The organism is Frigoribacterium sp. CG_9.8 (genome assembly GCF_015751965.1).
Taxonomy (GTDB): domain Bacteria; phylum Actinomycetota; class Actinomycetes; order Actinomycetales; family Microbacteriaceae; genus Lacisediminihabitans.
The window spans coordinates 298281-316436 of the sequence record NZ_JADOVH010000001.1; the positions used below are offsets into that span (position 1 = coordinate 298281).

Below are 18156 nucleotides of genomic sequence, written 5' to 3' on the forward strand. Positions count from 1 at the left end.
GATAGATTTGTGGCATGACCACCTCAGACTTCTTCCTGCCCGGCGGCGGCGCGAACATCACCGCGCTGCCTAAGGTCTCGCTTCATGACCACCTGGACGGCGGACTCCGCCCGCAGACCATCATCGAACTCGCTGATGAGATCGGGTTCGACCTTCCCCAAATGGATGGTTCTGAGACGGATGCCGCGGCGCTCGCCGACTGGTTCGCCAAGAAGGCGGACTCCGGCTCCCTGGTCGAGTACCTCACGACCTTCGACATCACGACCGCCGTCATGCAGACGACAGCGGGCCTTACTCGCGTGGCCCGCGAATTCGTCGAAGACCTCGACGCCGACGGCGTGATCTACGGGGAGATCCGCTGGGCTCCCGAGCAGCATCTCACTCGCGGTCTCTCCCTCAATGCGACCGTCGAGGCGGTGCAGGAGGGCATCGAAGAGGGCATCGAGGCCGTGAAGCAGGCGGGACGCGACATCCGGATCGGGCAGCTGGTGACAGCGATGCGGCACGCCGATCGCGGGCTCGAGATCGCCGAGCTTGCCGTGCGTCACCGCAACAACGGCGTGGTTGGCTTCGACATCGCGGGGGCAGAAGCCGGATTCCCCGCCGGCAACCAACGCGAGGCCTTCGACTACCTCGCCGCGCACTACTTTCCCACCACCGTGCACGCGGGGGAAGCGGATGGGCTGGAGAGTATCCGTGGGGCGCTTTTTGACGGTCGAGCGCTGCGGCTCGGCCACGGGGTGCGCCTTGCCGAGGACATCACGGTGGATCGCTCTGACGACGAGAACACCTATGTGGAGCTCGGCCGTCTGTCGCAGTGGGTCAAGGATCGGGAGATCGCCCTCGAGTTGAGCCCGTCGTCGAACCTGCAGACCGGTGCGATCGCACAGTGGGGTGATGACCTCATCGATCACCCCTTCGATCTGCTCTACCAGCTGGGCTTCTGCGTCACGGTGAACACCGACAACCGCCTGATGAGTCGCACCTCGCTCAGCCGCGAGCTCGCGCTACTCGCCGAGACCTTCGACTACGACCTCACCGATCTCGAGGTCTTCCAGCTGAACGCCGCCGGATCGAGCTTCCTCCCGTTCGAGGAGCGCGAGGAGCTGGCCGATCGGATCAGCGCCGGGTTCGAGAAGGCCTGATGCCGCTTCCTCTTCTCGCCGAATCATCTATCATCGTCGGGGCTGTGGCGGACGGCTGGCGCGACGCGGTGCGGCTCGCTGGGCATGCTCTCACCGCCTGCGGTGCGGCACGGCCGGGCTACGCCGATGAGATGATCCGCATGATCGATGAACACGGGCCATATGTGGTTATTGCGCCAGGGCTCGCGCTCGCGCACGCGCGCCCCGGCCCCGACGTGCTGGCCGACGGTCTCGCCGTGGTGACCCTCGCGACGCCTGTGCTGTTCGGGCATCCGCATAACGACCCGGTCAGTGTGGTGCTCGGACTCGCGATCAAGTCCGCGGATACCCATATCGAGGCGGTCGCCGAGCTCGCGAACATCTTCAATGACTCGAGCGCGATCGCCCGCCTCGCGGCTGCCGCATCCGTGGACGAAGTGCTGCAGATAATGGGCACCTCAACGTGAAGATCGTCGCGATCTGCGGGGCCGGAATCGGCAGTTCGGGCATCCTCAAGGTCAACGCCGAACGCGTGCTCGCTCGATTGGGTCTCGAAGCGGATGTTACGGCCGCGCACCTCGGAAGCCTCAGTGCGGATGCGGCGGACGCGCAGGTCATCCTCTCTTCTCGCGAGTTTGTCGACGCCATCGGCCCGACCAACGCCGACGTGATCGTGATCGAAAACTACTTCGACACCGACGAGCTTGCCCGCAAGCTCGATCGTGCCCTCGGCTAGCTCGTATCCCCAGCAACTCGTATCCCTAACAATCCAGTTCACCCGCAATCCAGTTCACCAGCGAGAGCTCGTCTTGATCGATGGTGAGTAACGAACAGGAGCGACCATGGCCAGTGAACTTGTCGAACGGGGCCACCAGCGGCTCGAATGGATTCGCTCGCGGATGAGTCTTCTTGCGGCCGCCCGTGAGGAGTTCACCGCCAGCCAGCCATTCGCCGGGCGTCGGATCGGAGTGGCGATCCATCTCGATCCCAAGACGGCCGTTCTGCTCGAGGTGCTCGCCGCTGGCGGCGCTGAGATCGTGGCGACCGGCAATCACGGCTCGACCCAGGACGACATGGTTGCGGTGCTGCGTGAGCAGGGTCTCGTGGTGTTCGGCCGGCGGGACGACACGATCGAGCAACACCGGGCGAATGTGGCGAGTGTGCTCGATGCCGGGCCGGACATGATCCTCGACAACGGCGCAGATCTCATTTCCGGCGTGGTCGAACGGGGTATCGCCGACACGATTCTCGGAGCGACCGAGGAGACCACATCCGGTGCCGATCGACTGCGCGGCGAACTGCGGGGACAGATCCCCTTCCCGGTCATTGTCATCAACGACAGTCCGCTCAAGGCCGTGGGGGAAAATCGTCACGCGGTGGGTCAGTCGGTGATCGAGAGCCTGATGCGCATAACCGGTCTCATGGTGCCGGGTCGCCGGTTTGTGGTGGTGGGATACGGCTGGTGCGGTCGCGGTATCGCCCAATACCTTCGTGCACTCGGCGGCCGGGTCGCGATCGCGGAGATCGACGATCTCACGGCATTCGAGGCTGCGCTCGATGGCTACCGGGTGGCACCGATCGCTGAGCTCGTTGGCTGGGCACAGACGATCATCACGGCGACCGGTCGGCCTGGCGTACTCGGGGCAGCCGAGTTCGGCCTGCTCGAATCCGGTACCGTGCTCGCCAATAGCGGGCATTTCGACTGGGAGATCGACGTGCCGCTACTCACGGCAACGGCCAGTCGCATCGTGGAAGTGGATGACGCGATCGAGCGGGTCGAATTCGCTGATGGTCGACACGTCGTGCTTCTCGCCGGAGGTCGCATGGTCAATCTGGCCGGCCGCGAACCACGCGGTAACTCGCTCGAGTCGATGGATCTGGGCTTCCTGCTGCAGGCGCTGTCCCTGGAACGGGTCGCCCGATCCGCTGGCCAACTCGATGCGGGAGCACAGCCCGTGCCGGATGATCTCAACCGCCTGATCGCGCGACGGATGGTCGTGGCGATGTCGTCGTCCCGCTGACCGCCGCGAGAGCCCTGACCGCCACGAGAGCCCTGACCGCCACGAGAGCCCTGACCGCCGCGAGACGTCAGGTGGACTCGGCCAACAGCGCTCGCATAGCGGTTTCGAGTCGATCCACAGTGGCTTGGGCCGTGGTCTGTCGATATGCCGCAGTGCCCTCGACGCTCGATGCGTCGATGTAGACCTTCACCTTCGGCTCGGTACCGCTCGGTCTCACGATCACGCGCGATCCGTCGTCGAGTCGGTATCGAAGGATGTCGCTGGCCGGCAGACCGGCGAATCCTCCGGCGAAGTCGTCGACCGCCTGAACGGCAACCGCACCGATCTGGTCGGGCGGCGACTGCCTCAGGGCGGACATCAGGCGCGGGATGTCGGCCGCGTCGGTGACCCGGATCGACACCTGAGACGAGGCAAAAGCGCCGAATCGCTCGGCGAAGTCGGTGAGGTGATCGATGACGGTCCGTCCGGCTGCCTTCAAATCAGCGACGAGGGCGAGAAACTCGACTGCTGCCGAGATGCCGTCCTTGTCTCGCACCTTGTCCGGATCGACAAGGTAGCCGATCGCCTCTTCGTAGCCGTAGGAGAGGCCCGGCACGCGAGACACCCACTTGAACCCCGTGAGGGTGTCGACGTAGGTCAATCCGTACTGGCGGGCGACCTCAGCCAAGGCGGGGGAGGAGACGATCGAGGCCGCGAGAGTGCCTGTGGTACCCGCCGCTGCGAGACGCTCGGCGGCGCGCCAGCCAAGAAGGGCGCCGACCTGGTTGCCGCTGAGACGCTGCCACTCGCCGTCGACATCGGGGATGCCAATAGCGAGGCGATCGGCATCGGGGTCGTTCGCGATCACGAGTTCGGCATCCGCCGTGATGGCTGTGTCGAACGCGAGGTCCATCGCCCCCGGTTCCTCGGGGTTGGGGAAGGCGACGGTGGGGAATGCGGCATCCGGCGCGATCTGTGCCGCAACGACGACGGGTTCGCCGAATCCGGCGGCAATGAAGACACGGTGCGCGGTCTCCCAGCCCACCCCGTGCATGGCCGTGTAGACGTAGCGCACTGCACTCTTCGGATGCCCGGCGATCGTGGCCGTGCGCCGGACGTACGCGTCGATCACCCGCTCGTCAGCGATCTCGTAGGCCGTGACGCGGGGCAGCTGCAACACATTCTGGTCGGCCGCGACGGCCAAGATGTGTGCCGCGATCTCACCATCCATCGGCGGCACGATCTGGGATCCCCCATCGGCGTCCCCGAGGTAGACCTTGTATCCGTTGTCTGCGGGCGGGTTGTGGCTCGCGGTCACCATGACGCCGGCACTCACCGCTAGCTCGCGAACGGCGAAGGCCAGCACGGGGGTCGGCAGCAATCGTGGCAGCAGAATCGCTCGCACTCCGGCACCAGCCATCAATTCGGCCGTGTCTGTGGCAAAGACCTTCGAGTTAATGCGGCCGTCGTAGCCGATGACGACGCTTGGCGTTCCACCGCGGGCGAGAAGGAAACGCGCAAAACCGACCGCCGCCTGCGCGATCAGCACCCGATTCATCCGGTTGGACCCGGCTTCGATCCGGCCGCGAAGCCCGGCCGTACCGAACTCGAGCCGGGAATCGAAGCGGTCATGGAGTTCTGTGAGTGAGGCAGCTGAGCCGGCTTCGGCATCCGCAACCAAGCGATCGAGTTCGGCGCGGGTCTCCTCATCCGGGTCCTGGTCGCGCCAGGCCCGGGCGATGTCGATGACGCTCACGACAGCTCCTGCACAATCCGTGCAAGCAGTGCCGAGATCACCGGCTCGGCATCCCGACCAGCTTCAAGCACTTCGGCATGGCTCAATGGAGTCTTCTGGATGCCCGCAGCGAGATTGGTGATCAATGACAGCCCGAGGATCTCCATGCCGGCTTGGCGGGCGGCGATCGCTTCGAGAGCGGTGGACATCCCCACGATGTGGCCGCCGATGGTTTTTGCCATCTGAACCTCGGCGGGGGTCTCGTAGTGCGGTCCGCGAAACTGCGTGTAGACGCCCTCATCGAGGGTCGGATCCACGGTCCTGGCGATGGCTCGCAGCCGGGCACTGTAGAGGTCCGTGAGATCGATGAAAGTGGCACCCTCGAGCGGAGAGTCCGCGGTGAGATTGATGTGGTCGCTGATGAGCACCGGTGTGCCGGGCTTCCAGGTCTCGCGGATGCCGCCTGCTCCGTTGGTGAGGATCATGATTTTCGCGCCAGTGGCGGCTGCCGTCCGTACGCTGTGCACGACCCGTCGCACGCCGTGGTTCTCGTAGTAGTGGGTGCGGGCGCCGATCACGAGCGCGTTCCGGCCGTCAGCGAGGCGAATCGATCGCAGTGTCCCGACGTGGCCTTCGAGGGCCGGCGCGCTGAAACCGGTGATTTCTGCAGCAGAAATCGTCGCTGTGGTCTCACCAATGAGGTCGGCGGCCTTGCCCCATCCGCTTCCGAGTGTCAGGGCAATGTCATGATGGTCAACACCAGTGCGCGCGGCGATTTCTGCCGCTGCGTGTGCAGCGATCTCGAAAGGATCGGCAGCGGAGTCATCGAGAGGGTTAGGCATTGCCTCAGCCTATGGGAGACCCGCCACAGATTCGCGGGGGCCAATCCGAGCGTTCCACTGATTCGCTGCGCCACCGCGGTCTGCGGGAGAATAGGGGCATGGCCTACAAATTCGAGCGCAAGCAACGTATCGCTGTCATCGGGGGCGGCCCCGGGGGATACGAAGCGGCGCTCACCGGTGCTCAGATGGGCGCGGAGGTCACTGTCGTCGAGAACGTGGGAGTCGGCGGATCGGCCGTGCTCACCGATGTGGTCCCGTCGAAGACGCTCATCGCGACAGCCGAGGCAGCGAACGCCATCGGTGAGGCTGCCGACCTCGGGGTGCAATTCTTCGTGCGCGGTGATTCCGGGCGACCCGTTCGCCCGGAAGTCACAGTCAACCTCGGGGCCGTCAACCAGCGACTGTTGCTCCTGGCCCGCCAGCAGTCCGAAGATATGAAGTCCCAGCTCATCAAGGCTGGCGTCACCGTGATCCACGGCGGTGGCCGTCTCGACGGCCCGAATCGAGTTATCGTGTCGACCGGCTCGGCTAAGACCGGTACGGACTTCGACGAGATCAATGCCGACACCATCGTCGTGTCGGTCGGCGCGAGTCCGCGCATCCTCCCTTCGGCGGTTCCCGACGGCGAACGCATCTTCACCTGGAAGCAGCTGTACACGCTCACCGAGACTCCCGAGCACTTGATCGTTGTCGGATCCGGAGTCACCGGCGCCGAATTCGCCTCCGCCTTCACCGCGCTCGGCTCCAAAGTCACACTCATCTCCTCCCGCGACCGGGTGCTCCCGGGCGAGGACGCCGACGCCGCTCGCGTCATCGAAGACGTCTTCACACGCAACGGCATGACCGTGCTCTCCAAATCTCGCTCCGAGTCGATTGTGCGAACCGCGGATGGGGTGGTGGTCACACTCTCGGACGGCCGAACCGTCGAAGGCAGCCACTGCCTCATGGCGGTCGGTTCGGTTCCGAACACCGCAGGCATCGGGCTGGAAGAGGCGGGCGTCCAGCTCACCGAATCCGGCCACATCCGGGTGAACAGGGTGGCGCGCACATCGATGCCGTCCATCTATGCTGCTGGCGACTGCTCGGACTTCCTGCCGCTGGCATCCGTCGCTTCTATGCAGGGCCGCACGGCGGTCTTCCACGCCATGGGCGATGCAGTCAACCCAACCGAGCTGCGCAATGTCACCTCGAACATTTTCACCCAGCCGGAGATCGCTACCGTCGGCTGGTCGCAGAAAGAGATCGAGGACGGCATCACCCGTGGCGCGATCTACAAGCTCCCCCTCGCTTCGAATCCGCGCGCGAAAATGATGGGCATCAAGGACGGCTTCATCAAGCTGTTCGCAAGCACCGGCTCCGGCACGGTCATCGGTGGCGTAATCGTGGCGCCCCGGGCATCCGAATTGATCCTGCCGATCGCGATAGCCGTCGAGCACAGGCTCACTGTCGATCAGGTGGCACGCGCGTTTGCCGTCTACCCCTCGCTCTCCGACAGCATCACGGATGCCGCGCGGGCAATGCACATCGTCCACTGATCGGGCTGCTGCATCTCGTCGACTCATCTGGTGCCGAAACCCCTGCTCCCTCTAAGTTTTCCCAACCACCTCCCGTTTTTCCCACCACCTCCGTGTGTGGAAACGCACACGGTGAGAAAAACGGGAGGTGGTCGGCGTCGACCACCCGCTCACATCTCGCGACTGGCGGATGTTGTGCACCGGGCGGCCTCGGCGGACTCGGCGGATCATCGCGATCGCCACGCTGGGTGAATGACTACTTTCATCGAGGCCGAGTGGCGCACGCCTTTCCTTTTCTCGCGGGAGCAGATCGACGCGTCAGACCAAGCAGCGCTGCTCGCTCGAACGCGCCGAGGCGAACTCGAGCGATTGTTCCCGGGCATTTATGTGGACTCAAATTTCTGGCTGTCGCTCGACCGCCATGCGCAATACCGGCTCCGAATCGAAGCGGTCGCGCTCGACGCTGGCCGTGACATCGTCATCTCCCACGAATCGGCTGCGGCACTGTGGCGGCTCCCGCGCATTGCCCCGTGGCCAGAGCGCATCCACGTTCTCGAGCGGTCGGGGGGTGCAGGTCGTCCCAATTCAAAGCTCATTAGGCATCCAGTGGGAGTGCCGCAAGACGCGCAGGCACTCGACGGCATCCGAGTAACCGATCTCGCTCGCACGGCGGTGGATGTCGCGGCGACCAACTCCTTTGTCGAGGGGGTTACCGCGCTCGATGCGGCATTGAGACGCACGTTTCATCCGCACAGCGAAGTGCCGCGGACGATGCTGACCCGTGCGGATCTCCTCGATGAACTGCCACGCATTCCGCCAACGCACGGACGGGCGAAGGCGGGGCGTGCCATCGAGTTCGCGGATGGTCTCGCTGATCGGCCTGGGGAGTCGATCAGCCGGGTTTCGATGTCGATTGCTGGACTGCCTGCTCCTCAACTTCAAGTCACGTTGAGGGGAGCGAGTGGCCGCCTCTACGTCGTCGACTTCTGGTGGCCGCAGTTCCGGCATATCGGCGAGTTCGATGGTCGCTTCAAGTACACCGATCCTGAATTTCTTCGCGGCCGAACCCCCGAGCAATCGCTGCTCGACGAGAAGGCGCGAGAAGACGATTTGCGCGCGGCGGGTAACGGAATGAGCCGTTGGACCTGGGAGGTGGGCCGCTCACCCCAGCGCCTGCAGCAACTGCTGAGATCAGCCGGTATCCGGTGACGCCCCTACCGCCTACCGTTTTTCCTACCAGTGACGTGCTGAAACAAGGTGGTGGTAGTAAAAACGGGAGGTGGACGGTGGAGGCAGGGGGCGGAGGTGGACGGAGGACCGCTCAGGACACGATGTCGAGCAGCAGGAAGCCCGACGCAACAGTCTCGCCGACGGCGGCATTCACATTGGCGATGACACCATCCTTGTGAGCGGCGATGGGCTGCTCCATCTTCATGGCTTCGAGCACCAGTATGAGGTCTCCCTTGACGACAGCGTCGCCCTCGGCCACTGCCAGCTTCACGATGGTCGCCTGCATCGGTGCTTTCACCGAATTGCCGGTGGCTGTGACCACGGCTCCGGCACCTCTGCGACGCTGAGGAGCTGCGCCGAGGGTAGCGGGAGCGCCGCCCGCACCGGATACGAGGCGCGCCGGAAGCGAGACTTCGATGCGTTTGCCGTCGACCTCCACGACGATGGTCTGTCGCTCAGTTGCGGTTGCGGCATCGGCGAGCGACCCACTCCACGGTTCAATGTCATTGACGAAGTCAGTCTCGATCCAGCGGGTGTAGATCGAGAAGGGCGACGAGGTGAAAGCGGGATCGCGCACGATCTTGCGGTGAAAGGGCAAGACGGTCGGCAGCCCGGCGATCTCGAACTCGTCGAGAGCACGGCGGGAGCGTTCGAGGGCATCTTCGCGCGTGGATCCGGTGACAATCAGTTTGGCGAGCAGCGAGTCGAATGCCCCGCTAATCACGTCTCCGGTAGTCACCCCGCTGTCGACACGCACGCCAGGTCCGCCGGGAAAACGTAACGTGTGCACGGGGCCGGGCGCGGGAAAGAAGTTGAGGCCCGGGTCTTCGCCGTTGATTCGGAATTCGAAGGAGTGCCCCTCGGGACAAGGATCGTCGTAGTCGAGCGCGCCACCCTCGGCAAGCCGAAACTGCTCGCGTACGAGGTCGATGCCCGTGACTTCTTCGGAGACAGGATGCTCCACCTGGAGTCGCGTATTGACCTCGAGAAAGGAGATGGTTCCGTCCGTGGCGACAAGGAACTCGCAGGTGCCGGCACCGAGATAACCGACCTCCTTGAGGATGGCCTTCGAGGCAGAGTAGAGAAGCGCGTTTTGCTCGTCGGTGAGGAATGGCGCCGGCGCCTCCTCCACCAGCTTCTGGTGTCGACGCTGCAGGGAGCAGTCCCGGGTAGAGATCACCACGACCTTACCGAAGGCGTCAGCGAGGCACTGCGTCTCCACGTGCCGCGGCTGGTCGAGATATTTCTCAACGAAGCACTCTCCACGTCCGAAGGCGGCGATGGCTTCCCGGGTCGCCGACTCGAACAGTTCGGGAATCTCTTCGCGGGTGCGGGCCACCTTGAGGCCGCGGCCGCCGCCACCGAAGGCCGCCTTGATCGCGACGGGGAGGCCGTGGATATCGACAAAGTCCAACACTTCGCGGGCGCCGGAGACCGGGTTCAGGGTTCCCGGCGCGAGGGGCGCGCCGACTTTCTCGGCGATGTGGCGGGCCGAGACTTTGTCGCCGAGTCTTTCGATGGCATCCGGTGATGGCCCGATCCAAATAAGCCCAGCATCAATGACGGCGCGGGCAAACCCGGCATTTTCGGCGAGGAACCCATAACCGGGGTGGACGGCATTCGCCCCGGAGCGGCGGGCGATCGACAGCACCTTGTCGATGCGCAGGTAGGTGTCCGCACTCGTCGCCCCGACCAGAGCGTAGGCCTCATTGGCGAGCTTCACATGCCGCGCGTCGCGATCCTGGTCGGCGTAGACCGCTACGGAGGCGATTCCCGAGTCCTTTGCCGCCCGCATGACACGAACAGCGATTTCGCCGCGATTAGCGACAAGGACCTTCGTGATGCGCGACATAGTCCTTTAGCCTAGGGGGCACTGACAGGCACCCTTTGGTGGTGGGCTACAAGAATGGCGGATGCTTGCGTGATGATATGCACAAGTTCATCGGTTCCAGAGTGAGGGCCAGCTCACATCGAACTGGCGCAATAGCGACCGCAGCGTTGACAGCGAGAGGCCGACGACGGCGTGGGGATCCCCGTCTACCGAGGTGATAAATGGCGCGCCGAGGCTATCGATCGTGAAGGCCCCGGCCACCTCGAGTGGTTCACCGGTGGCGACATAGGCATCGATTTCGTGGTCGGTGATGTCGGAGGCGAAGGTCACCCCAGCCGTTGCGACGTCACCGACCGCCCCACGCACGGCGCCAGCCCGGTGATCGATAAGCCAGTGGCCGGAGTGGAGGTGCCCGGTGCGACCGCGTTGCAGCATCCATCGTTCGCGCGCAACCTCCGGAAGATGCGGCTTGCCGTAAACGATGCCGTCGAGTTCGAAGACCGAGTCACCGCCGAGTACGAACCCGTCGATCGCTGGGCCGAGGACCGCGGTTGCCTTCAGCCGGGCAAGCAGGAGAACCATCTTGATTGGGGTGAGCGGTGCGGCAGCCTCGACCGCAGCATCCTCGTCAACGTGTGACGGCACGACAATCGGCTCGATCCCTGCGGCCCGCAGTGTGGCGAGTCGGGCGGGGGAGGTCGAGGCGAGATAGAGGCGCATGGGCGACCGAGGCGCGGCCACCGGCGAGGGGGACTCGTGCCGATGGCGCGCGGGTGAGCTGGGCACGGGTGAGTCGCGCACGGGTGGGTCGCGCACGGGTGGGTCGCGCACGCTTGAGTCGGGCACGCTTGAGTCGGGCACGCTTGAGTTAGGCACGGCGCCTCCTGTGGCAAGCTCGGGGAATGGGTGAATTGCTGGGCACAGAGGTCGAAGTTGAGATTACTAACGTAGCTCACGGGGGTGTCACGGTAGCCAGGCATGACGGCCGCGTGATCTTCGTGAGCGATGCCATTCCCGGAGAGCGGGTGATGGCCCGCATCACGGATGACTCGAAGAAGGCATTCTGGCGCGCCGAGACCGTTGCCGTGGTGACCGCATCGCAGCATCGGCAGCCGCACATTTGGAGCGCGGCATCCATCGATCGTTCACCGGAAGAGCGGGCAGGTGGCGCCGAGTTCGGTCACATCGAGATCGCCCACCAGCGCGAACTCAAAGCTAAGGTCCTTGCCGATTCGCTCCGCCGCATGGCTGGAATCGAGACCGACGTCACGGTCGACGCGATTGCCGGGAATGCGGACGGCACCGGATGGCGCACCCGCCTCAGACTGCACGTCGCAGCCGACGGCACCCCGGGCCCGTATGCCGCCCGTTCCCACCACGTCGTGGCGGTCTCGGACCTGCCGCTGGCAACGACGGAGGTTGCGGCAATCACCCCTCTTGACGAGAAGTTCCTCGGTTTCGATCATGTGGATGTGGTTGTGCCGAGCGCAGGGAACCCGTTCGTGCTCACCGGCACCACCCCGAAGCCCAGCCGGGAGCGGGGAAAGGGCGAGAAGGCCGAACGACCGAAGCCTCAGCGCATCGTCGAGCGGGTCGGCGATCGTGAGTTTCGTCTGGACGCCCGCGGTTTCTGGCAGGTGCACCGTCACGCCGCGCAGGCGCTCACCCTCGCGGTGCAGGAGGCGATCGACCCGAGCCTGTTCGATCCGCGCGCGGCGAATCTTGATCTCTATGGCGGCGTCGGACTATTCGCCGCCGCAGTCGGGGACCGTTTCGGCAATCACCTGCGCGTCACCACCGTAGAAAGTGACCCGCTTGCGACCGATCATGCGGCTGTGAATCTCTCGGAATGGGTGGGGGCCGCTGCCGTCACGGCGCGGGTGGACAACTTCCTGCGCCAGTTACGATCCACTGCGAGCCCGAGCGAACGTGCCCGGCTTGGCGCGGCGACCGTTATCCTCGACCCGCCGCGCGCCGGCGCAGGCAAGGGTGTCGTCGATGAACTGCTCACCCTCAACCCGGCCCAGATCGTCTATGTGGCGTGCGATCCGGTGGCTCTTGCGAGGGATGTCGCGCTGTTCGCACTGGGAGGCTACGCGCTCACTCGGCTGCGGGCGTTCGACCTGTTCCCGAACACTCACCATGTCGAAGCGGTGGCAACCATAACGAGGGCATAGCCTTCCGCGCACCCTCGCCGACCCGCACCCTCGCCGACGCGCATTACGCGTGATCCATGACCGTGTTTGATGAGTGCCCGGTACCATTGATCACCGGGAAATGGTTGGGATTCGGTACCGCGGGTACAGACAGGATGAACGATGGCGCAGACATTCTTCGAGAAAACTACGCGCGAGTCCCACCCCACCACAGTGCGGGTGTCGGTGGTCGATGACCACGAGTCGGTGCGGCTCGGGCTCAAGGCAGCCTGTATCGACGCGGGCTTTGCTTTCGTTCTCGCGGCCGCATCCGTGCAGGAATTCGTCGATGGCCTCGACGGTCGGGAAAACGACGTCGTCGTGCTCGACCTGTCGCTCGGTGATGGCTCGACAGTGACCGGCAACGTGAAGGCAGTGCAGGCGACCGGCTCGGCTGTGCTGATCCATTCGATCGCCGACCGGGCGGCCTCAGTGCGCGAGGCACTTGCCGCCGGGGCTGCCGGAGTCATCCCCAAGTCGGCCGCGACGAAGACGGTCATGGCGGCGGTTGAAACGGTCGCGCGCGGCGAGGTGCTCAACAACCTGGAGTGGGCGACGGCGATCGATGCCGACCGTGACTTCGCCAAAGCCCAGCTCGGACGCAGGGAGCGTGAGATCCTGCACCTGTATGCGTCGGGGCTCCCGCTCAAGCTCGCCGCCCAGCAGCTCGGTATCGGCTATTCGACCGCCCGCGAATACCTCGACCGCATCCGCGTGAAATACGTGGAGGTCGGGCGGCCGGCACCGACCAAAGTTGATTTGCTTCGGCGTGCTGTGGAAGATGGAATCCTGCCCGGTCTCGACCTGGACGGTGGTGATGGCCGCTAACAGACGAATGGTGGTGAAGGCCACTCAGAGCGTCTCGCCGTCGCCCGAATCTGCGGCCCGGCAACCGCACAATCCGATCAGCCGATCGCAGATTGAGACGGTCGTATCCCGTTCAGTAGCCATCTTCGCGCTGCTGTTCGGCCTGCAAGCCCTGCCCGCCGTTATCGGCCAGCTGCCTACTGCCGGGTCGGTCTGGGCGATCATCTTCGGAGTGGGGATCTACGGGGGGATATTGGCCACCCTGGTGGCATCCTTCGCGAAGCGGTGGGTGTGCGCGGTCAATGCCTCCTTCTCGTTGGCCTATCTCCTCGCCCTTGCCGGATGGCCATTCGTCGTGAACGAGCCACTCGTCGGGGCCGTCGACCGTCCGTGGCTCTGGTTACTGTGCACCGTTGCGACCGCTACGGCGGCGATCGCTTTCTCGACCCGGCAGGCGACGGCCTACCTCGTCGTGACGCCGGTGGTCTACGGGTTCGTGCGGATCGCCCCAGCGGGTGGTGGCGCCGAGATCGGCTCGGCATCCCTCGATATCGTTTACGCCGTAATCCTCGGGGGTGCAGCCCTGATCCTCATTACGTTGCTCCGCCAAGCCGCCGCGTCTGTCGACAACGCACAGGAAACGGCGCTCGACCGATACACCCACGCCGTGCGTCAGCATGCGAGAGAGGTCGAGCGAGTTCAGGTGGATTCCATCGTGCACGACAGTGTGCTGACAACGCTACTGTCGGCTGCGCGGGCCGAGACACCCGAGGCGCAAAAGCTTGCTATCCACATGGCCCGCAGCGCCATGGGCCACCTGAAGGATGCTGCGGCCGCTTCCCCTGACGACGATGCCACCATGACCCTCGACCAACTCGCCCGGCGCATCACAGACTCGTCCCGCACACTTTCGGGCCCGTTCGAATTGCGACTGAGCGACATGCACGCGGGCAGCCTCTCCGTTCGGGGCCTTCCCGTTCGCGACATCGCGGTTCGCAGCATCCCCGTTCGCAGTGCCGAAGCACTCTATTGGGCCGCGATGCAGGCGATGGTCAACTCCCTCCAGCATGCTGGAGCCGGAGATGATGTGCACCGCTGGCTCGCCGTCGAGGACGCTGCCAGCGGTGGCATCCGCATCGGTATCGGTGACGACGGAGTGGGTTTCGGCTTCGATTGCATCCCCCACGAGCGCCTCGGTCTGCGAGTGTCCATCATCGAGCGGGTCACGAACGCGGGCGGATCAGTTGAGATCGATGCGGGCCGAAACAGAGGTGCGGTGATCTGGATCACCTGGCCGCGAGGTGCTGCAACGTTGATTGATGCAGCGTTGATAGATGCAACCTTTGTCGATGCTGTGCCCTCAAAAGCTGCTCCATCCGCCGCTGTGCCGGGGGAGGATCACCCTACGTGATCGTCTCCGTACCGCGCGCGCTCATCATCGCCCTCGCCGCCATCTTCTCGGCCTACCATCTGGTTCTCGCTGTCGTGTCGATCGACGTGCCGCGCATGAAAGCTCCCTATATCGCCGCGATGGTGCTCTACACCGTGGCGACCGTGCTCAGCCTTCGGATGACGAGCACCTTGCGGATGCCCCTCTGGGTTGCCTGCTCAACGGTGGCGGCGGCGGTGGTTGTGCCGGGGCTGGTGACGAGCCAGTTTGGTCAGGCCGAGGCCAGTGGCACCTACGCGGCCTGGCACACGGCGGCCATCGGCACGCTGATGGTCATCACTTCGACCCGTCGCCGCCATGCCTTCGCGTGGATCGGCACGGCCGCGCTCGTCGTGCAGACGGTGGTCTGGGCCGGCCCCGGCGGCCTCGTTGCCTACGGAGTGATCGGCAGTGTCGGTTGGGTCGCCCTGTCCCACGCCCTGTCGCGCTCCCTCACGAAGGCGGGCAAGGACACGCGGCAGTACGCGCTCGCCGAGCGTGAGGCGGTTCAGTGGAGGGCAGCTCAAGAGGCGCACGTCTCCGAACGGCAGCTCCGCCTCGCCCAGACCAGCCGGATGTCGCTGCCGATGTTGCGGCAGATTGTGGCGATGCGCGGAGAACTCACCGACTCGCAGCGGCTCGAATGTCACCACCTCGAGCGCGCTATCCGCGATGAGATCCGCGGCCGGAAGCTTCTCAACGATCGCGTGCGCGAACAGGTCATGATCGCTCGCCGCAAGGGAATGACCGTCACCCTTCTCGACGAAGGGGGCATAGACGACCTCTCCGAAGTGCATCTGGAACGGGTTCTCAATTGTCTGGCTGATGCGATCCGCGACACGCAGACTGGCACAATAATCGCGCGCACCGTGCCAGATGGATCCGAAGTCGCGGTGACCGTCGTCGGGCTCTCATCGCCCGACGACGGTCACTCAAGCGCGCTCGGCTCTCACAGCGTCGATGACGACGAGGATCGGGTGGACCTCTGGCTCGAGATACCGCGGGCTGAGGTGGCCGTCTCCGGCTGAGTCACACCTGCGCGGTGGTGCTCGTCACGGACTGTCCGTCCCTGCTTTCCGCCCGCCGATAATGAAAAAAACGGGATCGGCCCCCGAAGGCCGATCCCGTTTCAAACCCGAATCAGGGTAATAACCCGAATATTGCCCTGACTCGCCCCCCACGCCATCGACCCGCTTACCCTAGTCGGCCCATGGCTGGTGGTGTCGCTCTGTAAGCAACACCAGGTGTTTAATAATGCATCGGAGTGGCACCTTCGCAAAGTGGACACTTAGGGGGACATTCGGGGTACAGTTTTGCGCGTCAGGACAAGAAAGACCCTAGTCAACGCCAATTTACCGATGACACTTCCTGCGGATATCGGGGTACATTAATCATTTGGCAACCGATTGCCTCGATTCGGCAGCAGAACTGTGCTGATTCCGTAGCAGAAGCATCGTAATCCGCAGAATCCGGGTCCGGTTTTGCGCGATACCGCAGTGTCGGCCCTCAGTGGAGCACTCTTTCGGTTGCTTGCTACCCCGAGAACGAGCGCCAGGCACCCGTGCCGGGACTCAGCGGAGTGCGGATACTGCGCTGGCTGCGCTGCCAGGCACTCACGAGCGGTCCTTCGGTGCGCTGGCCGTCTTCGAAATCTTCGATCATCGACATGACCACCGCGGTCACCGCCGCGAGTTCGGCGGGCGTCGGCTGCCCCGCGACTACTTCGAACTCCGGCTCGGAACCCGTGGAATCACTCTCCTGCTGGATTGTCACAGCGGAATGTTCCCGTGCTTCTTGGGAGGAAGGGAAGCCCGCTTGGTCCGGAGCGCCCTGAGGGCCTTCACCACCACCACACGGGTCGCGGCCGGCTCGATCACGCCGTCGAGTTCGCCGCGCTCCGCCGCAAGAAACGGGGATGCCACGTTGTAGGTGTACTCATTCGCGAGCTTCGTACGCACCGCCGCGACATCCTCTCCCGCCGCTTCGGCCGCCTTGATCTCGTTGCGGTAAAGGATGTTGACGGCCCCCTGCCCGCCCATGACCGCGATCTCCGCGGTGGGCCAGGCGTAGTTGAGGTCGGCGCCGAGTTGCTTGGAGCCCATGACGATGTAGGCCCCACCGTAGGCTTTTCGCGTGATAACGGTCACGAGTGGCACGGTCGCCTCGGCGTAGGCGTAGAGCAACTTCGCGCCGCGACGGATGACTCCGGTCCACTCCTGGTCGGTTCCGGGGAGGTACCCGGGCACGTCGACGAGGGTGAGAATCGGAATCGAGAACGCGTCGCAGAAGCGCACGAATCGGCTCGCCTTCTCGCCGGCTTCAATGTTGAGGGTTCCCGCCATCGCGTTCGGCTGGTTCGCCACGACTCCAATGGCACGACCCTCGATTCGTCCGAAGCCGACCACGATGTTGGGCGCGAACAGTGGCTGAGTTTCGAGAAAGTCGCCGTTATCGACCAGGTGCTCGATGACCGTCTTCATGTCGTAGGGCTGGTTCGGGCTGTCGGGGATCAGCGTGTTCAGCTTGCGGTCGGCATCCGTCGTCTCGAGCTCGACGTGGCTGTCGTAGACCGGATGCTCGGCCAAGTTGTTGTCGGGCAGGAAGCTCAGCAGCGTGCGGGCGTAGTCGAGCGCGTCATCCTCGTCGCTCGCGAGCCAGTGTGCGACGCCGGAGATCTTGTTGTGGGTGAGGGCTCCGCCGAGCTCTTCCATGCCGACATCCTCACCGGTGACGGTCTTGATCACGTCGGGTCCGGTGACGAACATCTGGCTGGTCTTATCGACCATGATCACAAAGTCGGTGAGAGCGGGGGAGTACACCGCACCTCCCGCAGCAGGCCCCATGATGATCGAAATCTGCGGGATGACCCCGGAGGCGGCGGTGTTGCGGCGGAAAATCTCGCCGTATTTGCCGAGTGCGACGACGCCCTCCTGGATGCGGGCTCCGCCGGAGTCGAGCATGCCGATGATGGGAACGCCGGTCTTGAGGGCGAGATCCATCACCTTGATGATCTTTTCGCCAGCGACCTCGCCGAGCGAGCCACCGAAGATCGTGAAGTCCTGGCTGTAGACCGCAACCTGCCGGCCGTGGATTGTGCCGGTGCCGGTGACGACGGCATCGCCGTAGGGCCGCTTCTTCTCCATGCCGAAGGCGTGGGTGCGGTGGCGCACGAACTCGTCGAGTTCGACGAAGGATCCGTGATCGAGCAGCTGTTCGATGCGTTCCCGAGCGGTCTTCTTGCCCTTGGAATGCTGTTTCTCGATGGCCGCCTCGCCGCTCGCGGTCACGGCTTCGTGATAGCGCACTTTCAGGTCAGCGAGCTTGCCCGCGGTCGTATAGAGGTCGTTCGTGGCGTTCGTATCAGCAGTCACGCGTTTACTTTACCGTTGGCCTTCTGCCCGGCCCGGTGGTGGAATGCTACAAAGCTGGATCATGGTGCCCGTACCCTT

At 64.4% G+C, this 18156-nt stretch carries 16 protein-coding genes; 10 read left to right on the forward strand and 6 right to left on the reverse strand.

The window, feature by feature from the left end; genetic code table 11:
* Window positions 1-14: 14 nt before the first annotated feature.
* The 4 genes from IWX88_RS01630 to IWX88_RS01645 all read left to right on the forward strand — a co-directional run bounded on the left by IWX88_RS01630 (window position 15) and on the right by IWX88_RS01645 (window position 3145).
* Window positions 15-1145, forward strand: a complete 1131-nt coding sequence (locus tag IWX88_RS01630) for an adenosine deaminase (RefSeq protein ID WP_196826657.1) — start codon at window positions 15-17, stop codon at window positions 1143-1145.
* Window positions 1145-1591: a PTS sugar transporter subunit IIA gene (locus IWX88_RS01635; protein WP_196826658.1), complete on the forward strand. Its 447-nt coding sequence runs from the start codon at window positions 1145-1147 to the stop codon at window positions 1589-1591. The genes IWX88_RS01630 and IWX88_RS01635 overlap by 1 nt, the downstream gene beginning before the upstream one ends.
* Window positions 1588-1860 (forward strand): PTS sugar transporter subunit IIB, encoded by a 273-nt coding sequence (locus tag IWX88_RS01640; RefSeq protein WP_196826659.1) that lies wholly within the window; start codon window positions 1588-1590, stop codon window positions 1858-1860. Before IWX88_RS01635 ends, IWX88_RS01640 begins: the two co-directional genes overlap by 4 nt.
* 106 nt (window positions 1861-1966) lie before the next feature.
* Window positions 1967-3145, forward strand: a complete 1179-nt coding sequence (locus IWX88_RS01645; protein WP_196826660.1) for an adenosylhomocysteinase — start codon at window positions 1967-1969, stop codon at window positions 3143-3145.
* Window positions 3146-3212: 67 nt separating this feature from the next.
* On the opposite strand, the gene IWX88_RS01650 is transcribed toward IWX88_RS01645, so the two are convergent.
* Both IWX88_RS01650 and IWX88_RS01655 read right to left on the reverse strand, forming a co-directional pair.
* A complete protein-coding gene (locus IWX88_RS01650; protein ID WP_196826661.1) occupies window positions 3213-4880 on the reverse strand; it encodes a phospho-sugar mutase in 1668 nt (555 codons plus the stop codon).
* Window positions 4877-5701, reverse strand: coding sequence for a purine-nucleoside phosphorylase (locus IWX88_RS01655; protein WP_196826662.1), 825 nt, complete (start codon window positions 5699-5701; stop codon window positions 4877-4879). The genes IWX88_RS01650 and IWX88_RS01655 overlap by 4 nt, the downstream gene beginning before the upstream one ends.
* A 98-nt stretch (window positions 5702-5799) precedes the next feature.
* Here IWX88_RS01655 and IWX88_RS01660 point away from each other — a divergent pair, with 98 nt between their 5' ends.
* Window positions 5800-7236, forward strand: a complete 1437-nt coding sequence (locus IWX88_RS01660; RefSeq protein WP_196826663.1) for an NAD(P)H-quinone dehydrogenase — start codon at window positions 5800-5802, stop codon at window positions 7234-7236.
* A 231-nt stretch (window positions 7237-7467) separates the two neighbouring features.
* Window positions 7468-8424 carry a hypothetical protein gene (locus IWX88_RS01665; RefSeq protein WP_196826664.1) on the forward strand — a complete coding sequence of 319 codons (957 nt, stop codon included), beginning with the start codon at window positions 7468-7470 and terminating at the stop codon, window positions 8422-8424.
* A gap of 112 nt (window positions 8425-8536) precedes the next feature.
* Here the strand turns inward: IWX88_RS01665 and IWX88_RS01670 are convergent, their stop codons facing one another.
* Both IWX88_RS01670 and IWX88_RS01675 read right to left on the reverse strand, forming a co-directional pair.
* A complete protein-coding gene (locus tag IWX88_RS01670; RefSeq protein WP_196826665.1) occupies window positions 8537-10297 on the reverse strand; it encodes a biotin carboxylase N-terminal domain-containing protein in 1761 nt (586 codons plus the stop codon).
* Between the two features lie 87 nt (window positions 10298-10384).
* A complete protein-coding gene (locus tag IWX88_RS01675; protein ID WP_196827768.1) occupies window positions 10385-10996 on the reverse strand; it encodes a nucleoside triphosphate pyrophosphatase in 612 nt (203 codons plus the stop codon).
* A 182-nt stretch (window positions 10997-11178) separates the two neighbouring features.
* On the opposite strand from IWX88_RS01675, the gene IWX88_RS01680 reads away from it, so the two are divergent.
* The 4 genes from IWX88_RS01680 to IWX88_RS01695 all read left to right on the forward strand — a co-directional run bounded on the left by IWX88_RS01680 (window position 11179) and on the right by IWX88_RS01695 (window position 15735).
* Window positions 11179-12453 (forward strand): class I SAM-dependent RNA methyltransferase, encoded by a 1275-nt coding sequence (locus IWX88_RS01680; protein WP_196826666.1) that lies wholly within the window; start codon window positions 11179-11181, stop codon window positions 12451-12453.
* A 141-nt stretch (window positions 12454-12594) separates the two neighbouring features.
* Window positions 12595-13299: a response regulator transcription factor gene (locus tag IWX88_RS01685; protein WP_196826667.1), complete on the forward strand. Its 705-nt coding sequence runs from the start codon at window positions 12595-12597 to the stop codon at window positions 13297-13299.
* Complete coding sequence (locus tag IWX88_RS01690) at window positions 13289-14689, forward strand: sensor histidine kinase (RefSeq protein WP_231368720.1); 1401 nt, start codon at window positions 13289-13291, stop codon at window positions 14687-14689. The genes IWX88_RS01685 and IWX88_RS01690 overlap by 11 nt, the downstream gene beginning before the upstream one ends.
* A complete protein-coding gene (locus IWX88_RS01695; protein WP_370568125.1) occupies window positions 14686-15735 on the forward strand; it encodes a hypothetical protein in 1050 nt (349 codons plus the stop codon). The genes IWX88_RS01690 and IWX88_RS01695 overlap by 4 nt, the downstream gene beginning before the upstream one ends.
* A 505-nt stretch (window positions 15736-16240) precedes the next feature.
* On the opposite strand, the gene IWX88_RS13705 is transcribed toward IWX88_RS01695, so the two are convergent.
* Together IWX88_RS13705 and IWX88_RS01705 are read right to left on the reverse strand one after the other, a co-directional pair.
* Entirely contained in the window at window positions 16241-16480 is a 240-nt protein-coding gene (locus tag IWX88_RS13705) for an acyl-CoA carboxylase subunit epsilon (protein WP_370568126.1), read from the reverse strand.
* Window positions 16477-18078: an acyl-CoA carboxylase subunit beta gene (locus IWX88_RS01705; protein ID WP_196826669.1), complete on the reverse strand. Its 1602-nt coding sequence runs from the start codon at window positions 18076-18078 to the stop codon at window positions 16477-16479. Before IWX88_RS01705 ends, IWX88_RS13705 begins: the two co-directional genes overlap by 4 nt.
* Between the last annotated feature and the right edge of the window lie 78 nt (window positions 18079-18156).